This window comes from Martinezella dioscoreae, assembly GCF_009176305.1.
GTDB lineage: Bacteria > Pseudomonadota > Alphaproteobacteria > Rhizobiales > Rhizobiaceae > Rhizobium > Rhizobium dioscoreae.
This window is the reverse complement of the sequence record NZ_BLAJ01000001.1, coordinates 36,337-53,498: the sequence shown is the minus strand read 5'-3', so window position 1 is coordinate 53,498 and position 17,162 is coordinate 36,337. Positions and strand designations below refer to the sequence as shown.

General features: G+C 61.1%; 21 protein-coding genes and 2 tRNA genes. 9 read left to right on the top strand and 14 right to left on the bottom strand.

Going from position 1 to position 17,162, the window contains the following annotated elements:
- Positions 1–113: 113 nt before the first annotated feature.
- The 10 genes from GDN47_RS00285 to GDN47_RS00240 all read right to left on the bottom strand — a co-directional run bounded on the left by GDN47_RS00285 (position 114) and on the right by GDN47_RS00240 (position 6,540).
- Positions 114–189: transfer RNA gene (locus GDN47_RS00285), tRNA-Phe, on the bottom strand.
- Between the two features lie 195 nt (positions 190–384).
- Entirely contained in the window at positions 385–600 is a 216-nt protein-coding gene (yacG, locus tag GDN47_RS00280; protein WP_075851761.1) for a DNA gyrase inhibitor YacG, read from the bottom strand.
- 5 nt (positions 601–605) lie between these two features.
- Positions 606–1,226 (bottom strand): Maf-like protein, encoded by a 621-nt coding sequence (locus tag GDN47_RS00275; protein WP_095435914.1) that lies wholly within the window; start codon positions 1,224–1,226, stop codon positions 606–608.
- Between the two features lie 89 nt (positions 1,227–1,315).
- Complete coding sequence (gene infA, locus GDN47_RS00270) at positions 1,316–1,534, bottom strand: translation initiation factor IF-1 (RefSeq protein ID WP_004117876.1); 219 nt, start codon at positions 1,532–1,534, stop codon at positions 1,316–1,318.
- 141 nt (positions 1,535–1,675) lie between these two features.
- The gene (locus tag GDN47_RS00265) at positions 1,676–2,158 is read right to left on the bottom strand and encodes an arsenate-mycothiol transferase ArsC (RefSeq protein ID WP_113354485.1); all 483 of its coding nucleotides are present in this window, start codon (positions 2,156–2,158) and stop codon (positions 1,676–1,678) included.
- Between the two features lie 5 nt (positions 2,159–2,163).
- Positions 2,164–2,637: a UPF0262 family protein gene (locus GDN47_RS00260; protein ID WP_069615945.1), complete on the bottom strand. Its 474-nt coding sequence runs from the start codon at positions 2,635–2,637 to the stop codon at positions 2,164–2,166.
- Positions 2,638–2,640: 3 nt separating this feature from the next.
- Positions 2,641–3,939: a histidinol dehydrogenase gene (gene hisD, locus GDN47_RS00255; RefSeq protein WP_113354484.1), complete on the bottom strand. Its 1,299-nt coding sequence runs from the start codon at positions 3,937–3,939 to the stop codon at positions 2,641–2,643.
- Positions 3,940–3,997: 58 nt separating this feature from the next.
- Positions 3,998–4,441 (bottom strand): DUF2948 family protein, encoded by a 444-nt coding sequence (locus GDN47_RS00250; RefSeq protein WP_113332527.1) that lies wholly within the window; start codon positions 4,439–4,441, stop codon positions 3,998–4,000.
- A 442-nt stretch (positions 4,442–4,883) separates the two neighbouring features.
- The gene (gene murA / locus GDN47_RS00245) at positions 4,884–6,176 is read right to left on the bottom strand and encodes a UDP-N-acetylglucosamine 1-carboxyvinyltransferase (protein WP_113354483.1); all 1,293 of its coding nucleotides are present in this window, start codon (positions 6,174–6,176) and stop codon (positions 4,884–4,886) included.
- A 145-nt stretch (positions 6,177–6,321) separates the two neighbouring features.
- On the bottom strand, positions 6,322–6,540 hold the full coding sequence (locus GDN47_RS00240) for a hypothetical protein (RefSeq protein WP_113354620.1): 219 nt from the start codon (positions 6,538–6,540) through the stop codon (positions 6,322–6,324).
- 221 nt (positions 6,541–6,761) lie between these two features.
- Here GDN47_RS00240 and GDN47_RS00235 point away from each other — a divergent pair.
- Positions 6,762–6,836 (top strand) — tRNA-Thr (locus tag GDN47_RS00235).
- Here GDN47_RS00235 and GDN47_RS00230 read toward each other — a convergent pair.
- Positions 6,815–7,255 (bottom strand): hypothetical protein, encoded by a 441-nt coding sequence (locus GDN47_RS00230; RefSeq protein WP_145636610.1) that lies wholly within the window; start codon positions 7,253–7,255, stop codon positions 6,815–6,817. The two genes, GDN47_RS00235 and GDN47_RS00230, sit on opposite strands and share 22 nt — an antisense overlap.
- Here GDN47_RS00230 and GDN47_RS00225 point away from each other — a divergent pair.
- Positions 7,235–7,789 carry a hypothetical protein gene (locus tag GDN47_RS00225; RefSeq protein ID WP_145636608.1) on the top strand — a complete coding sequence of 185 codons (555 nt, stop codon included), beginning with the start codon at positions 7,235–7,237 and terminating at the stop codon, positions 7,787–7,789. The genes GDN47_RS00230 and GDN47_RS00225 overlap by 21 nt on opposite strands.
- 126 nt (positions 7,790–7,915) lie before the next feature.
- The gene (locus GDN47_RS00220; protein ID WP_152092494.1) at positions 7,916–8,980 is read left to right on the top strand and encodes a D-alanine--D-alanine ligase family protein; all 1,065 of its coding nucleotides are present in this window, start codon (positions 7,916–7,918) and stop codon (positions 8,978–8,980) included.
- Positions 8,981–9,015: 35 nt separating this feature from the next.
- On the opposite strand, the gene GDN47_RS00215 is transcribed toward GDN47_RS00220, so the two are convergent.
- A complete protein-coding gene (locus GDN47_RS00215; protein ID WP_113332530.1) occupies positions 9,016–9,363 on the bottom strand; it encodes a CAP-Gly domain-containing protein in 348 nt (115 codons plus the stop codon).
- Between the two features lie 118 nt (positions 9,364–9,481).
- Complete coding sequence (locus tag GDN47_RS00210) at positions 9,482–10,360, bottom strand: AraC family transcriptional regulator (RefSeq protein ID WP_113354480.1); 879 nt, start codon at positions 10,358–10,360, stop codon at positions 9,482–9,484.
- Positions 10,361–10,542: 182 nt separating this feature from the next.
- Here GDN47_RS00210 and GDN47_RS00205 point away from each other — a divergent pair, with 182 nt between their 5' ends.
- The 3 genes from GDN47_RS00205 to pdxA all read left to right on the top strand — a co-directional run bounded on the left by GDN47_RS00205 (position 10,543) and on the right by pdxA (position 13,788).
- Positions 10,543–11,394, top strand: a complete 852-nt coding sequence (locus GDN47_RS00205; protein ID WP_113354619.1) for an oxidoreductase — start codon at positions 10,543–10,545, stop codon at positions 11,392–11,394.
- A 199-nt stretch (positions 11,395–11,593) separates the two neighbouring features.
- Positions 11,594–12,778: a four-carbon acid sugar kinase family protein gene (locus GDN47_RS00200; protein WP_113354479.1), complete on the top strand. Its 1,185-nt coding sequence runs from the start codon at positions 11,594–11,596 to the stop codon at positions 12,776–12,778.
- The gene (gene pdxA, locus GDN47_RS00195; protein ID WP_113354478.1) at positions 12,775–13,788 is read left to right on the top strand and encodes a 4-hydroxythreonine-4-phosphate dehydrogenase PdxA; all 1,014 of its coding nucleotides are present in this window, start codon (positions 12,775–12,777) and stop codon (positions 13,786–13,788) included. Before GDN47_RS00200 ends, pdxA begins: the two co-directional genes overlap by 4 nt.
- An 8-nt stretch (positions 13,789–13,796) precedes the next feature.
- Here pdxA and GDN47_RS00190 read toward each other — a convergent pair whose 3' ends face one another.
- A complete protein-coding gene (locus tag GDN47_RS00190) occupies positions 13,797–14,711 on the bottom strand; it encodes a LysR family transcriptional regulator (protein WP_145636603.1) in 915 nt (304 codons plus the stop codon).
- A gap of 112 nt (positions 14,712–14,823) precedes the next feature.
- Here GDN47_RS00190 and GDN47_RS00185 point away from each other — a divergent pair, with 112 nt between their 5' ends.
- From GDN47_RS00185 to GDN47_RS00175, 3 genes are all read left to right on the top strand, one after another.
- Positions 14,824–15,570: an SDR family oxidoreductase gene (locus GDN47_RS00185; protein ID WP_113354618.1), complete on the top strand. Its 747-nt coding sequence runs from the start codon at positions 14,824–14,826 to the stop codon at positions 15,568–15,570.
- A 99-nt stretch (positions 15,571–15,669) separates the two neighbouring features.
- Positions 15,670–16,143 (top strand): VOC family protein, encoded by a 474-nt coding sequence (locus GDN47_RS00180; RefSeq protein WP_113354476.1) that lies wholly within the window; start codon positions 15,670–15,672, stop codon positions 16,141–16,143.
- A gap of 229 nt (positions 16,144–16,372) precedes the next feature.
- A complete protein-coding gene (locus tag GDN47_RS00175; protein WP_113354475.1) occupies positions 16,373–17,116 on the top strand; it encodes a metallophosphoesterase family protein in 744 nt (247 codons plus the stop codon).
- Positions 17,117–17,162: the final 46 nt, after the last annotated feature.

Genomic DNA, 17,162 nt, shown 5'->3' with positions numbered 1-17,162 from the left:
TATGCAACCTCAACCGGCCTATTGCCGCATATTTTTGCAAATACACGATCTCGGCGAAGAATTGATCGAAGCCAGCGTCAAGCTTCATTGTCCGCATGATTGGGGAGAAAAGATGGTGCCCAGAGCCGGAATCGAACCAGCGACACGCGGATTTTCAATCCGCTGCTCTACCAACTGAGCTATCTGGGCATCCGAGCTTCCCGTTGAAGGAAGAGCCTTGGCAGGCGCTGGGCGGTTGGTTCGCCCCGGAAGCGAGCGGGGTTATAGCATCTTGTTCGGCCATGTCCAGCCGCAAATGACTCTTTTTTGACAGGAAATCGAATTTTGCCAATTCGCGAACAAAATGAAAGGGTTCGTGAGATCCTGCCCCTTTGGAAAACGCACTCAGTCCTGGTCGGAGCCGTCGGCCTTCGTCTCGTCCTCGGTGACGGGGATGGCATAGGAGCCGTTGAGCCACCGCGAGAGATCGACGGAGCGGCAGCGATCCGAGCAGAAGGGATAATGTTCACGCAGCGAAGGACGGCCGCATTCCGGACAGGGACGCGTCTTTCGCAGCGGCTCGACTTTCGAACCGACCTTGATCTCTTCAGCCTTCGTCATGACGACTATCCTTCCTGCCATCCGGCATGGACATCGAAGCCCTCGCCTGCCAGCAGCAGCATGGTTTCATAAAGCGGCAATCCGACGACATTGGTGTAGGAACCGACAAGCTTTTGCACGAAGGAGCCGGCAAGCCCCTGAATGCCATAGGCCCCCGCCTTGCCCCGCCACTGGCCGGAGGCGAGATACATGTCGATATCCCGGCTGGAAAGCCGCTTGAAACGCACCTTGGTTTCCACCACCTTCTGGCGGGCCTTGCGGTCGGGAGTGATCAGGCAGATGCCGGTATAGACGACATGGCCGCGCCCGGAGAGCAGATGCAGCGCCGCAGCCGCCTCATCGACGAATTCCGCCTTCGGCAGGATGCGCCGCCCGACGGCGACGACCGTATCGGCGGAAAGAATGTAGCTCCCCTGCCAGGCGGCGTCGCTCTTGATGGCCGCAAAGGCGGCATCACCCTTCTCAGCCGAAAGCCGCCGCGCCAGCGAGCGCGGATGCTCCGATTTCTTCGGCGTCTCATCGATATCCATGGGCATGAGACGCGCGGGCTCGATGCCTGACTGATGCAGGAGCTCGACGCGACGCGGCGATCCGGAGGCCAGTATCAGCTTGTGTTTCAACGCCATCAGATCTCGACCTGTCATGCGGGAATGAGAGCCGGTCCGGAGCATGATGCCGAAAATGTCGGCGGCATCCGGCTCCAGCGAACGGCGGATTACTTGAAACGGTAGGTGATGCGGCCCTTGGTCAGGTCATAAGGGGTCATTTCCACCAGCACCTTGTCGCCGGCCAGAACGCGGATGCGGTTCTTGCGCATGCGGCCCGCGGTGTGGGCGATAATCTCGTGCTCGTTTTCCAGCTTCACGCGAAAGGTCGCGTTCGGTAGGAGTTCGGTGACGACACCGGGAAATTCGAGGACTTCTTCTTTCGGCATTAAAGCTTCTTTTCCTGTCGGTTGGGGCCAGCGCTCCTGTTAAAAGGCTGGGGCGCCGGAAATTTGCGCGGAAACTACACAATCGCCGCGGTTTTGTGAACCACGTTGATAAGGGTTTCTGCATTTGTTTCATTTGCGGCTCTAAAGCGAGCCGCGATGTTCCACAAGCCTGCTCTCTATGAGGCCGAGAAGATAGTCCCTCACCGCGCGATAGGCATCCAGAACCTGCTCACGCGTTCCATCCGTCGCCGACGGGTCCATCGTCGGCCAATAGATGACGTCGACAGCGTTCGCCCGCGTCAGTTCCAGCGCGGCATGATGCGCCTCGGGAGACAGCGTGATGATGACATCGAAGAAATCATCCTCCAGCTCTTCCATGGTCTGCGGCTGACGGCGGCCAAGCGAAAGCCCGATCTCGGCAAGCACCACATCGACGAAAGGATTGCGCTCGCCGGCTCGCACCCCCGCCGAGGCGATATACGTGCCCTGCGGCAGCATGCTGCGCGCCATCGCCTCGGCCATGGGCGAACGGATGGCATTGAGGCCGCACATGAAGAGGATGGCGCCGGGGGATTTGCCCCCGGGCGACCTGCCATTCTGCTCGATCGCCTGCGGCTCATCCATGGCAATCACCCGCGCCAATAGAGCACGCAAACGAGCGTGAAGAGCCGGCGCGCCGTATCGAAATCCACGCTGATCTTGCCGTTCAACCGGTCCATCAGCGTCTGCGAGCCTTCGTTGTGAATGCCGCGCCGGCCCATGTCGATCGCCTCGATGCGGCTTGGCGTGGCCGAGCGGATCGCCTCGTAATAGCTCTCGCAGATCATGAAATAATCCTTCACGATCCGGCGGAACGGCGTCAGCGACAGGATATGAGTTGCGACAACGCCGCCATCTTCCATGCGGATGTCGAAGACCAGCTTCTGGTCGACCAGCGACAAGTTCAGGAGATAGGGGCCGCCCTGATGTCCCACAGGCTCGAAGCTGTTTTCCTCAATCAGGTCGAAGATGGCGACGGCGCGCTCGTGCTCGACATCAGGCGTCGAGCGGCCGATCGTGTCGTCCAGGACCACATCGCTCAGCCGGAAGACGCCCTTCGCCATGCCTTACCCCTCGAGATTGAGGCGGATCGCAACCGACCGCGCATGCGCATCCAGCCCCTCGGAATTGGCAAGCGCGATCGCCGCCGGCCCGAGTGCGCGAAGCTGCTCCGACCCCAGCCGGAGAATAGAGGTGCGCTTGACGAAATCGAGCACCGACAGCCCGGAGGAGAAGCGTGCAGAGCGGGCCGTCGGCAGCACATGGTTCGAGCCGCCGACATAATCGCCGATCACTTCGGGCGTATGACGGCCGACAAAGATCGCGCCGGCATTGCGAACACCGGCCAAAAGCGGCTCGGGATCATCGACCGCCAGTTCCAGATGCTCGGCCGCGATGCGGTTGGCAAGCGGAATGGCCTGCTTCACTTCGGCGACCAGGATAACCGCGCCGAAATCCCGCCAGCTCGTCGCTGCCGTCTGCGAGCGGCTGAGCTGCTTCAGCTGCCGCTCTACCGCCGCTTCCACGGCTCTGCCGAATTCGGCATCGTCGGTAATGAGGATCGATTGGGCGCTTTCGTCATGCTCAGCCTGCGCCAGCAGATCGGCGGCGATCCAGTCCGGATCGTTGTTCTTGTCAGCGATGACGAGCACTTCGGAGGGGCCGGCAATCATGTCGATACCAACAGTACCGAACACCTGGCGCTTGGCTGCCGCCACATAGGCATTGCCGGGGCCGGTGATCTTATAGACCGGCTTGATCGTCCCTGTGCCGTAGGCAAGGGCCGCGATCGCCTGCGCACCGCCGATGCGGTAGATCTCCTTGACGCCGGCCATGCGCGCCGCGGCAAGCACGGCCGGATTGACGGCGCCGCCGGTCGCCGGCACTGCGATGACGACACGGTCGACGCCAGCGACCTTGGCCGGCACGGCATTCATCAGAACCGAGCTCGGATAGCTCGCCGTGCCGCCGGGCACATAGAGGCCGACCGCTTCGATCGCCGTCCAGCGCGATCCGAGGCCGACGCCGAGATCGTCTTCATAGATATCGTCCTTCGGCAGCTGCCGGCGGTGATGCGATTCGATGCGGGTGGCGGCGACCTTCAGCGCGCCCAGAACCTCTGCCGGAACGGCCGCGATCGCCGCATCGATCTCCGCTTCGCTGACGCGCATCGGCGTTACGGCGAAATCGACGCCGTCGAACTTCTTAGAATAGTCTGCAAGGGCGGCATCGCCGCGCGCCCGCACATCGTCGATGATGCCGCGCACGACGGCATTCACATCCTCGGACACTTCCCGCTTGGTCGTCAGGAACGCGGCGAACTGCTGCTCGAACCCTTCCGACGCCTGATCCAGCCAGATAGCCAAACTGATATTCCTCTTTCACTGCGGCCGCCTGCGGCGGCAAAAATCCAACCGTCGCTGCCTATTCGCCCGCATCCGGATGTCGGGGCTTGTGGGCCGTTTCCCATGCGCCGCCGATATCTGCAAGCTGGGCCTCGATGCATTCGACATCGAGCGCAATCGTGGCGTTGGCGGCTAGGGCAAGCTCTATCGTGCCGTCCGGCCCCTCGCCCTTCTGCTCGAAGCGGATGGCGAGCAGCGAGAGAACCTCGTCGCGGTTGCGCCGGTCGAAGCCGCTGGAGCGCACGGCCTGCACGCGCTTGAACACCAGCGCGGAACGATGGCGTTCGTAAGGCTTGCTGCGCTGGTCCGATTGTTCCCAGACGAAACGGTTGGCCGCGAGCGAAAACTGCTCTTGCTTCGGCGCATAGGACATGTCGCCGACCTTGAAGACGCTATCCTGCATATAGGCAGAGATGACATCCAGGTCCTCGGTGTCGAGTGCCATTAGCTTGAGATCGCTCATTCGTCCTTTATCCCTGATCGCGCCATTGGAACCCCCGGCAAGCACGATTGCCGGCGTTCCCTCATTCTGGACATAGGATGGGAGCGCAAAAGACGCAACCGAAGAAAGCGGGCTGGCCCGCTCTCTTCGCGCCGATGGATGGAAATAAGCCCGATCATCCAAAATGCTGTCGCGCTTTTGCGACAGCGGAATGCAAAAACCGGAGGACTGCCCGGGAGGCAGGACAATCGCATATGAGCTGAAATCGTTGCCGCCACCCTTCTCCCCTCGGGAGAAGGTGCCATCAGGCGGATGAGGGGGTGCCTGCCAGGAGTACGAAAACTCGTGAATTCAAATCAGTCAGCCCCCTCATCCGACCCTTCGGGCCACCTTCTCCCCGAGGGGAGAAGGAGTTTCCGAAGATGATCCCACCATATGCGATTGTGGGGGGCAGCGATGAGCCTTAGTCGCTGATGCGCTCGACTACGGCGCCGCAGCGCGTCAGCTTGTCTTCCAGCCGCTCGAAGCCGCGATCGAGGTGATAGATGCGCGACACCACCGTCTCGCCTTCGGCGGCAAGGCCGGCGATGACGAGCGAGACGGAGGCGCGAAGATCGGTCGCCATCACGGGCGCGCCCTTCAGCTTCTGAACGCCTTCGACGCGGGCGGTCTGACCGGAAAGCGAGATCTTGGCGCCGAGGCGGGCGAGCTCCTGCACATGCATGAAGCGGTTTTCAAAGATGGTCTCGGTGATGTTGGAGACGCCCGAGGAGCGGGTCATCAGCGCCATGAACTGCGCCTGCAGGTCCGTCGGGAAGCCGGGGAACGGATCGGTGACGACGTCGACCGGCTGGATGCCGCCGCCATTGCGCATGACGCGGATGCCGTTATTGGTCGGCGAAACCGTGGCGCCGGCCCGGCGCAGGCTTTCGAGCGCGGTGTCAAGCAGCGCGACATCGGTGTTTTCAAGCGTGACGTCGCCGCCGGCCATGGCAACGGCCATGGCATAGGTGCCGGTCTCGATACGGTCGGGCAGCACGCGGTGGCGGGCGCCGGAGAGCGAGGTGACGCCCTCGATGGTGATCGTGCTGGTGCCGGCGCCGGAGATCTTGGCGCCCATGGCGATCAGGCAATTGGCGAGATCGACGATCTCGGGCTCGCGGGCCGCATTGCCGATGACGGTGGTGCCGCGTGCAAGCGTGGCGGCCATCATCATCACATGCGTCGCACCAACGGAAACCTTCGGGAAGTCATAACGTGCGCCGATGAGGCCGCCCTTCGGCGCGGTGGCATTGATATAGCCGCCATCGATTTCCATGGTGGCACCGAGCGCCTGCAAGCCCTCAATGAAGAGATCGACCGGGCGCGTGCCGATGGCGCAGCCGCCGGGCAGCGACACGCGCGCCTGGCCCTCGCGGGCGAGCAGCGGCCCGATGACCCAGAAGCTCGCGCGCATCTTAGCGACCAACTCATAAGGTGCGGTCGTATCGACGATGGTGCGGCAGGTGAAATGGATCGTGCGGGAATAGCCGTCTTCCTGGCGCTCGCGCCGGCCGTTGACGGCGACATCGACGCCGTGATTGCCGAGAATACGCATCAGGAGCTCGACATCGGCGAGATGCGGCACGTTTTCCAACGTCAGTGTATCGCTTGTCAGCAGCGAGGCGATCATCAGCGGCAGGGCGGCATTCTTGGCGCCGGAGATCGGAATGATACCGTTGAGCTCATTGCCGCCGACAATCCTGATACGATCCATATAAGCAATACGGGCGAGGCCCGCCTTTCCTGATAGTCCCGGGCGCCTCAAATCGCGGGCGCCAGGTTTCGTGCACCTTGGTAAAAGGCGCTCTTTAGACGAAATAGATTAACGCATCAATTCGATTGATGATGGGCGACATCAATCATTGCGATTCGTCCCTTTTTGCGGCGGAATCGGCACTATCCCCAGGCTTTGCGCCCGGCAGCCCATCCGTCTCGTCCGCCTGCCCGGCGCGCCGCGCCCGGACCTGCTGCTTGCGCCGCGCCAGATTCTCGCGCAGCTTCTGCGCCGCACGCTCGCGCCGCCGATCCGCCTCCGTGACCTGCTGGGCATCCGCCCGCGCGCCCGCCTCGCCGCTCACCCCGCTGGGGGTCGAACCGCCCTGCAAAGCCTGCCCTTCATCGATTTTCGTCTTATCCGCAGCCATGAATTTCTGATAGCCGAAAACCCCGGCCTTCAAAAGACCGACACATTTTTTCCAACGAACTTTCACAGAACTTGCAATTTGCGGCTTGCACTCCGCCCCGACCTATGGCAATAGCCGCCTCGCCCAATACGGCGCACCTATCAGCGCCACGGAATGCTGCTATAGCTCAGGGGTAGAGCACTCCCTTGGTAAGGGAGAGGCCGAGAGTTCAAATCTCTCTAGCAGCACCAGTTTTCCTCCGGAAATCTCTTAATCCGTTGAGCTGCAGCGTAAGATTGCGCGTTACCTGAACTTGGCGTTTGCGCCATAATACACCAATCAGATTCGTTGTGGCCGAGGGTGAAATTCGATCATGATTGGCGGAGAACTTCGAGCGATTTTTGAGACGACGGCTCCGCAAAAGGGAGAATTGCTCTCGGTTGTCCGACAAAATCGCTCCAATAACCTGATCGTCTACTTCAATTCCTATGGTGCGGAGAATCGCCCCCGCAAACAGCCCGGCAGGCCCTTCGGAACAAAATTCCAGAATTATCGAAAAATCATCCGCTACGATGCGCATGCCATCTGGTTCGTGGAAGAGAAGGGTTCCTGGTATCTTGAGCATCAGGACCGCATTCTCGGCATCCTTATGCGTTACATCGTCGAACATGACATTGCGGCGATCAAAATGATTGGCTCCAGCGCCGGCGGATACGCGGCGATCAGAATGGGGTTACTGCTGGATCAACGGCTTAAGCACAGCGGCAGCGACGCCACGATTCTCTCTTTCGCGATCAATCCCCAAACCGGCTTTCGGCCTGAATTGTTCGCCCGCATCGAAAGGACGACACTGGAAAGCCGCTGGCAGGGTGCGCGGCTTGGACAGGATCCCATCGTGCTCGCAAAGGACTATATTGACGCCTACGCACCCATGCAGATCGATCTCGTCGAGCTTGCGCGGAACTACCAACCGCGAAACGTCGGCATCGTCCTGATGTACGATAATCTTAATCCGATCGAGACCACCTTCTGTGGCGACCTTGCAGGTATTGATTTCATTCTGCACTTCCCCGTGCCGCTTGGTCTAAACCACTTCGATGGCGCAACGAAAATCCTACTCAACGAATTGTGGCCGGTCTTCGATCAGGCTCTGCCTTTCCCCAAATTGGACAATGCAGATGGGGAGCTGCGCGCCCTGGCATGATACGAACTCCGGCACGTACAAATCTGTTCTTGTGACAGCACACCTCATCCCTCCCCAATTCCGCTGCAATCCCCCGTTTAAACCTTTCTCTCATCACATCCTTCTTGGCCCGGGAGAAAAGCCTCAATGTCGAAACTACGCGTCGCCGTTCTGTTTGGCGGTCAGTCTACCGAGCATGAGGTTTCCGTCATGTCGGCCCGCAATGTCGTCAAGGCGATCGATGGCGGGCGATATGAGATCGTGCCGATCCTGATCGATCGCGGCGGGCGCTGGCTGCTGGTGGAGGAAAAGGGTGGCGCGCTGCCGGAGCCGGTTGCCTATGAGGGCCGGCAAGTCTGCCTGGTTCCGGGCGGCAAGGGCCGGCTGATGGCGCTGGAGGGGTCTGGCGCACGTGAGCTGCCTGCGGTCGATGTGCTGTTTCCGGTGCTGCATGGGCTGAACGGCGAGGATGGCTCCATTCAGGGGCTTGCCCAGATCGTCGGCCTGCCCCTCGTCGGCTGCGGCATTCTCGGCTCGGCCAACGCGATCGACAAGGATATGGCAAAGCGCCTGCTGCGCGAGGCCGGCCTGCCGGTGGCACGCTCGGTTACGCTCACGCGTGGCGAAAAGCCTGATTTCAATGAGATTGCCGCCACGCTCGGCTCGCCCGTCTTCGTCAAGCCGACGCGCCAGGGCTCGTCGGTCGGCGTCAGCAAAGTGCAGGATGCCACGGCCTTCGGGGCAGCACTGGCCGAGGCCTTCCGGCATGACCGCAAGGTGCTGGTGGAAGAATTCGTGCGCGCTCGCGAGATCGAATGCGCCGTGCTGGAAGAGCCTGACGGTTCGCTCTTCGTCTCCGTGCCGGGCGAGATCGCCACGGCCGCGACCCACGGCTTCTATTCCTACGAGGCGAAATATCTCGATCAGAACGGCGCCGTCGTCACCGTGCCGGCGGATATTCCGGCCGACACGGCAGAGGGGTTGAAGCGCATGGCGGCGGATGGTTTCCGGGCGCTCGGATGCGAAGGGCTGGCGCGCGTCGATTTCTTTCTGCGGCCGGATGGTAGCACCGTCATCAACGAGATCAACACTATGCCCGGCTTCACCAATATCAGCATGTATCCCAAGGCCATGGATGCCTCGAGCATTTCCTATCCGGAGCTCGTCAGCCGCCTGATCGAGCACGGTCTGGCGCGGGCGCGGCAGGTGTAATCCAGAGGGGCGGCAAGCCTCGATGCCGCCTGCCCTCAGACCTTTTCCGTCTTCTTGGTCTTCACCTTTGGCTCGGCAGGCGCATCCGGCGTCGGCGCGAGTAGCTTTCTGAGCGAGGCGATCTTGTCCTTCACCAGCGGGCGGAAGCGGCTGGCGCGATAGGGCATGTCGGCGGCGCCATAGCCTTCCGGGCCGTCGTCATTGCCGCGATGGATCTCCTCCAGCTTCACGCCGATGAACGTGCCATCGACATAATGCGTGTATTCGCCGACCCAGCGGATGGTGTAGATCGTTCCCTTGCGGATCAGCTGATCGATGCTGACATGCTTGAACGTATCGTCGATGCAGACGACCTTCTGGCCCACATGAAAATCGTAGCTCACCCTGCCCTCCTTAAGGCGACGAAACATGATCGCTCCTGCCGCTAAGGCAGGAACATGGCCAGATATCGGCAAACCCGGTGCGCTTCACTCTCCAGAACAAATATCCTGCGAATCTCGGTCATCTGCCGCTGAGAAAGGCCGCGTCCGTCGCCGGCGGCCGACCGAACAATTTGCGGTATTCACGCGTGAACTGCGTCTGGCTGTCATAACCGACCTCAAATCCGATCTCCCGTGCATTGCCCTCGCGAAGAAGCAGCCGGCGACGCGCTTCCTGCAGCCGGATGAGCGCCCGATATTGCAACGGCGTCATCAATGTCACAGCCTTGAAATGCCGGTGCAGCGATGTGGGGCTCATTCCCGCCATGTCGGCTAGTTTGCCGATACTCATGGCCTCGGCGAAATGGCCCTTGATCCAGTCGGTGACGCGGCCGATCTGCGCCAGATTTGTGCCATGCGTGGCAAGCTGCCGCAGCATCGGCCCGAGCTCGCCGCGCAGCAGCCGGTAATAGAGTTCAAGCTTGGCAAGCTTTGCCATCATCTCGATATCGTCAGGCGCGTCGAGACAGGAGACAAGGCGCAATGCAGCACTCACGATCTCCGGCGTCTGCTGCGACACCGCAATTCCGGCGTGATCGCGAGGCTCCGCCGCATGGATCACCGGAGCCTCCGCAAGGAGCTTTGCGATCTCCTCCCTCTCCAGTTCGAAGGAAAGCGCCAGGTGCGGGCTGGCAGGATCGGCCTGCTCGATCCGCGCAGACACCGGCAGATTGACCGTCGCGATGAAATATTGCGAGGAATCGACGCTAAAAACCCGCTCTCCGAGCCGGATCGTCTTCGTCCCCTGCAATACCATGCAGATTCTCGGACTGTAGACGGTATCCGTCGGCAGCGTCGGCTGCTCAACTCTATAAAGCGTCAGCCCCTGTACTTCGGTCGCCTGCTTCGGAGCGGCGGCGTGGCGGCTGATCAGCTCTAGCAGCTGTGTCGACGGGTCCATAAATTCGGCTTTCGATGATGGCGACATTTCCTACACATGATATCGCCAACAGGCAAAATTGGAAGGATCGTAGGAAACTCTGGTCCTTCTGCCCTAACGCCTGGGCATCAGTCGCCCCTAGTTTTGCTCAAGGCAATCCTTCGACGGAAGGCTACCAAAACATGCAAACAAAGGAGCAGACCATGAGCGACACACCCGTATGGCTTATCACCGGATCCTCCGCCGGCCTTGGATATGAACTTGCAAAATCCGTACTCGAGCGGGGCTGGCGGGCCGTCGTAACGGCAAGGCAGCCTGAGAAACTTGAAGCCCTTGTCGCGGAACACGAAGGACGCGCTTTGGCGCTGCGCCTCGATGTCACCGACATCTCCACGATCCGCGCGGCCGTGGCCGCTTCCATCGCCGCTTTTGGCAGGATCGACGTGCTCGTCAACAATGCAGGCTATGGCTATCTCGCCGCCATCGAGGAAGGCGACGATGAGGGCGTGCGCAAACAGTTCGAAACCAATCTGTTCGGTCTCATCAATGTCACCAAGGAAGTATTGCCCGGGATGCGCGCCCGCAGAAAGGGCCATATCGTCAATATCTCTTCATTGGGCGGCTTGGTCGCATTCGCTGCGACAGGCTATTATCACGCGACGAAGTTTGCCGTTGAAGCGATCTCGGAATCCCTGTCCTATGAGGTTGCGCCACTTGGCTTGAAGGTGACGATTGTCGAGCCGGGCGCGTTTCGCACCAATTGGGCCGGAAGCTCGATGGTCGAATCCCCGATCCGGATCGAGGACTATGACGACACCGCCGGAAAGCGCCGCCAATCCACGAAAGCATCCTCCGGCAATCAGCCGGGTGACCCCTCGCGTGCCGCGGCCGCCATCATAAAGGCGGTCGAAGCCGAGGTGCCGCCGCTTCGCTTGCTGCTGGGCGCTCCGGCACTCGATATCGCCTACAAGCGCCTCGAAGCGCTCAAGGCGAATTTCGATGCCTGGAAGGATGTTACGCTGAGCACCGACTTTCCTGACTTGCGGAAGGACTGACTTTCTCGCAGGCGCGAGCCGTCGTTAGCGACACTCGGTTAGGCGCCTGCGAGAACACGATGATTGTCACGGTCCCGATCAATGAAACGATGACAAAGCAAGCGTTGACAAGGCCCCTGGAAGGCTGAAGATTGCGCTTCGTTCAAGCAGCCGTAAGGCCTTGCTTCCATATCCCATACCCGCAAGGCTCGTTGAGTTCATGCCCACCCTCCGCCTCATTGCCGACGACTTGACCGGCGCACTCGATACCGCCGTCGAATTCGTGGGTGTCTACGGGCCGATCGACGTGGAGCGCAGCGATGCGCTTTCCGAGAACCTGCCGGATTGTCTCGCGATCGACAGCGGTACTCGCGAGAAAACGGCCGCCGAAGCAGAAGTGATCGTCGGCGGCATTGCGCCGCTGCTGCAGGGCGCCGATCTCGCCTTCAAGAAGGTGGACAGCCTGTTTCGCGGCCCCTGGGCTGTGGAGCTCGCAGCCTGCTTCCGGCTCGGCCACTGGCGCCACTGCATCCTCGCGCCGGCATTCCCGCATCACGGGCGGCACACGCGGGGCGGACGGCAGGTGCTTTATGCCGGCAAGGACGCCTGGCGCGACATCAGCGGCGATATAACAGCGCATTTGCGCGCCGAGGGTTTGCCGGCTTTTAACACACCACTCGATAGGCTCGAAGGCCAGTCCATCCCGGATGGCATCCATGTTTTCGATGCGCACACGGATGATGATCTCGATGCCATCATCGCATGGGTCTCATCTGAGCTGAAGGGGCCGGTCCTCTGGAGCGGCACAGGCGGCCTTGCCCGGGCTCTAGCGCGTAATATCGAGCTGGCGACTCATCACCTGCCTCGCGCAAACAAGGACAAAGGCGAACGCCACTCAGCGCCATCGGTCCCTATCTCGCGCAAGCTGCGGAGGCCGGTGCTCGGTCTGTTCGGCTCGGATCAGCCAATCACGCTGGCGCAGCTCCAGGCCTGCGGCCCCAATTGGCTGAAGCTTGCGGAAGGGGCCGATGCCGATACTATCGATCATCAAATCCGGCAAAGCGGCGTCGCCATGGTCAGCCTCGACCTGCCGACGGGGCTTGAACGCGATGATGCTGCAAGGCGGATCGCGGCGAGCTTCGGCGGCATGGTCAAGGCACTGCCCGCCCCAGGGACATTGATCGTCGCGGGCGGCGAGACCCTGCGCAATCTCTGTTCGGCGCTCAACGTGTCAGCCCTCAGCATCACCGGCCAGGCAGCACCCGGCCTGCCGCGCTCGACGATCGTCGGCGGTCCCTGGGAAGGCACGACGGTCATCTCGAAATCAGGCGCATTCGGCGGCCCCACCCTATGGCGCGATCTCTTGAGTGAAAACGGGCTGATTGCCGGAGGAGAAGAACCATGACGCAACATCTTGCAATCACCATGGGCGACCCCGCCGGTATCGGCCCGGAAATTATCGTCAAGGCTGCCGCCCGCTTGAAGGGCAGGCTCGACGATGGTAAGTTGAAACTAACCATTATCGGCAGCGGCCCTGCCCTGCGGCTTGCCGAAAAGCAGTTCGGCCTCGATATCGAAATCCCCGAAGCTGAGATGGAGGGCGACTGGCCGAATCTCTGCTTCCTCCAGGCCGATGCGGAAGGAGAGCCGATCCTGCCGGGCCGGCTTTCCGCCGATGGCGGCCGCATGGCCTTCAAGGCGATCGAAAAGGGCGTTCAGCTGGCGCTATCGGGCAAGGTCGGCGGCATCGTCACCGCACCGCTCAACAAGGAAGCGCTGAACAAGGCCGGCTTCCATTATGCCGGCCATACCGAACTGCTGGCGGAGCTTACCGGCGCGCGCGGCTCCGTGATGATGCTCGCCCACGGCAATATGCGCGTCAGCCACGTCACCACCCATGTCGCGCTGGAGGATGTGCCGAAGCGCCTGACGCCCGAGCGGCTGCGGCTCGTCATCGACCTCACGCACAAGGCGCTCAAAAACCTCGGCATCGCCAGCCCGAAGATCGCGGTGGCAGCGCTCAATCCGCATGCCGGCGAAGGCGGCCTCTTCGGCCGGCAGGATATCGATATCTCCGCGCCCACCATCGCCAAGGCGGTATCCGATGGGCTCGATATCGTCGGCCCGGTTCCCGGCGACACGGTTTTCGTCAAGCTGCGCGCCGGCCAGTACGACGCGGTCATCGCCATGTATCACGATCAGGGGCATATTCCGGTCAAGCTGCTCGGTTTCGAGATCGATCCGGCGACGGGCAAATGGATTGACCTTTCCGGCGTCAACATCACCCTCGGCCTGCCGATCGTGCGCACCTCCGTCGACCACGGCACCGCCTTCGACATTGCCGGCAAGGGCATTGCCAATGAGCGCAGCCTGATAGAGGCGATCGAATTCGCGGAGAGGCTGGCAGGCGGTTGATAGGTCCTTCAAGAAGGCTCATGTGCCTCGCCAAGGAGGAGATCCATCCGCTCGGCGAGTAACGCAAGGAAAGCCTTTGTCCGGGCAGCCGGTCGCGGTCCAGGCGGATAGATGGCATGGACACCCACTCGCCTGAACTCGTAGGAAGGAAGTACGGGCACTAACTTGCCATCGGCGATCTCCCGGCCGCAGACAAATGTGAACAGAGCGCCTATTCCCCTTTCCGCCAATACCGCCTCCATGAGGGGCCGCCAGTGGTTGACGCGCCACGCGGTGCGGATGGGCACCTCCACCGGGCCGCCGTCGGGACCGATTAGATGCAGCCGCTCATCCGCCGCGAAGCCTGGGAAACGAATGAAAGGGTGGGCTGCCAACTCTGCCGGTTCGCGCGGCAACCCATGCCGCTCGATATAGCCGGAAGCGGCCAGCATGAGTCGCTGCATAGTCCCCAGTCGGCGGGCGATGAAATTGCCGCTGCCAACCTCACCGATGCGGATGGAGAGATCCACGCCTTCGGTCATCGGATCGACGAAGCGATCGTTCAGGATCACATCGATGGCCAAAGCTGGATGCCGCGTCTGAAATTCGACGAGCAGCCTCGGCAATGTCATCTCTCCAAGCCCATGCGGCGCGGCGATCCGGAACGTTCCGGTCAGCGATGTCTCGGCCGAGGCGACGGAAGCCTCAGCCTCTTCGGCTGCTTCGATGGCGCGCTTGGCATAATCATAGAAGCGCGCACCGGCATCGGTCGCCTGCACAGAACGCGTCGTGCGGTAAAGGAGCCGCGCCCCCAGATGCTTCTCCAGCTTTTCGACACGCTCGCTGACGGTGGGCTGGCCAAGGCCAAGATCGCGCGCGGCGGCCGAAAGGCTGCCGCGTTCCACGACGCGGGTAAAGATGCGCATGGCGGAAAGCATATCCATGACCACATCTTATCGTCTTTTACGATAAATGACATCGCTATTCGCTTTCTTCCCGAGCATATGCCGATCGACGATCTTCCGGCCGGTCAACAACCCAATCGGAGAACCAGTCTTGCAGACCAGCACCATTCAAACGGGCAATCCGCAGCCTCAATCGTTCCAAGGTCAGAACATCGTCATCATCGGCGGCTCCTCGGGGATCGGCTTGGCAACGGCCAGACAGGCTAAGGAAGCCGGCGCAAATCTCTTTCTACTATCCCGCAACCCTGAGCGTCTTCGGGAAGCCGCCGGGGCGATCGGTGGCGCGGTCCAGATCGTCTCTGATATTGCCGCCCCGCAGCCGGCGATGTTTGCGGGGATCGAAAGAATCGACCATCTGCTGATCACGGCGGGGACCGTGCACCTGCAGTCGCTGAAGGATCAGTCCGAGGCTGATCTCTCGAAGGTCATGAACGAACGGCTGATCGGGCCCTTGCTCGCCATCAAGGCTGCTCTTCCCCTGCTGCATCCTGCAAGCTCGATCACCATGACCTCCGGGCAGTTAGCCTCCCGTCCCGCCGCCATCGGTGCGGTCGTGGCGGCCGCCGTTTCCGCGGTCGAAAGCACGGTTCGCGCCCTCGCCATCGAATTGTCGCCAATGCGCATCAACGCGGTTTCGCCGGGATGGGTGGATACCCCGCTGCTCGATGGCCTGATGGGCGAGGCCAAGCGGCAGGTGCTCGAACAGACCGCCTCGACCCTGCCGAGCCGCAATATCGGCCGGCCGGAAGATATCGCGCAGGCGATCCTCTTCCTGATGGCCAACCGCTTTGTGACGGGAGAGATCTTGCATATCGATGGTGGCGGCCGCTTGGTCTAGCCGCTCGACTGTCGGCACGAACTCGAAAAATTCCGCAATCCTGTCGGCTTTGCCGCTCCTCTTTCGTCCTTGGGGTACCCAACGAGAGAGGAGCACCCGATGTCCAAGATTGCCCCATGCCTGTGGTTTGCGCGCGAAGCCGAGGAGGCTGCGAATTTCTATGTTTCGCTCTTCCCCGATTCCCGGATCGATCACGTGCAGAAGAACATTGTCGACATGCCCTCCGGCAAGCCCGATGAGGTTCTGGTCGTTACTTTCACGCTCGCCGGTCAGTCCTTCATGGCACTGAACGGCGGCGACCGCATCGAATATAATCATGCGATCTCGCTGGAGGTGGATTGCGCCGATCAGGCTGAGGTCGACCGCCTTTGGGATGGCCTTGTCGATGGTGGCGCGCCGGTGGAATGCGGTTGGGTTACGGATCGCTACGGCGTCTACTGGCAGGTCGTGCCGGCGGTGCTCCGCAAATATATCGCCGATCCGGATCCCGCCAAGGCCGCTCGTGTCATGCGAGCCTGGATGGGCATGGTCAAGCTCGACATTGCCGGGCTCGAAGCCGCCTATCGCGGCTGAGCGACCGTTCTGGGGATCGCGTTATGGACGAGGTCCGCCGAAGATGTTCTGAATTTCCCTGCAATTTCAGCGGTTCAGACCAATGCCTGTGCCCGTAAGACTTGCGGCGGATCGACGCTTGGAATACCGTCTACTATGGGCTCGCCACAGGCGGGTTTCTCGACACCATGTCAAGCAATTGGACTGCCGCGGCCGTTCAGGCGCGACCCGGCAGGAAACGGTCGATTTCATGCAGCATCAACGAGACCGCATCGATCTCACCGGACGTGATTACACGGCGATCTACGCGCTCAGCGACATCCATGGCTGTTATGATGAGATGATGGAGGCCGAAATGCACATCATCGCGGATGCGCGCACCCTTCCCGGCCGAAAGCTTCTGCTGTTTCTCGGCGATTATGTCGATCGCGGCCCACGTTCCAGCGATGTCCTGGCGCATCTTAGCGCGCCGCCGCCTGAAGGCTTTGATCGCTATGCGCTTTGCGGCAATCATGACGACGTGTTCCTGCGCTTTCTGGACGATCCCGATGGCAACATCCATTGGCTGGAGTTCGGTGCCCTGCCGACGCTCGCATCCTACGGCATCGACGCCAGACATATGCTCTTCGACCTAGGCTACAGCGTGGCGGAGTTGCGCGACATGACGCTTAAGGCAATGCCGGCAGCGCATGTCGACCTGTTGCGTTCGCTAACTATAGCTGTCACTTACGGCTCGATACTCTTCGTCCATGCCGGCATCATACCCGGCCTTCCTCTCAGTGAGCAGACGGATGAAGATCTGATGTGGATTCGTGAGCCGTTCCTGTCGGGCGGACCGCAATTGCCGCTGCTGGTGGTCCACGGCCACACACCAGGTTCGCATCCCGTTTTTGGTCTCAGCCGCATCGGTATCGATACGGCCGTTTCGATGGGCGGAACTCTGACGATCCTCAAGATCGCCGAAGGTAAACAGACGATCCTGCCATCGATCTGAACGGTTCAAACAAATATCCCGGCTCGAAGCCGGGATATTTGTTTCT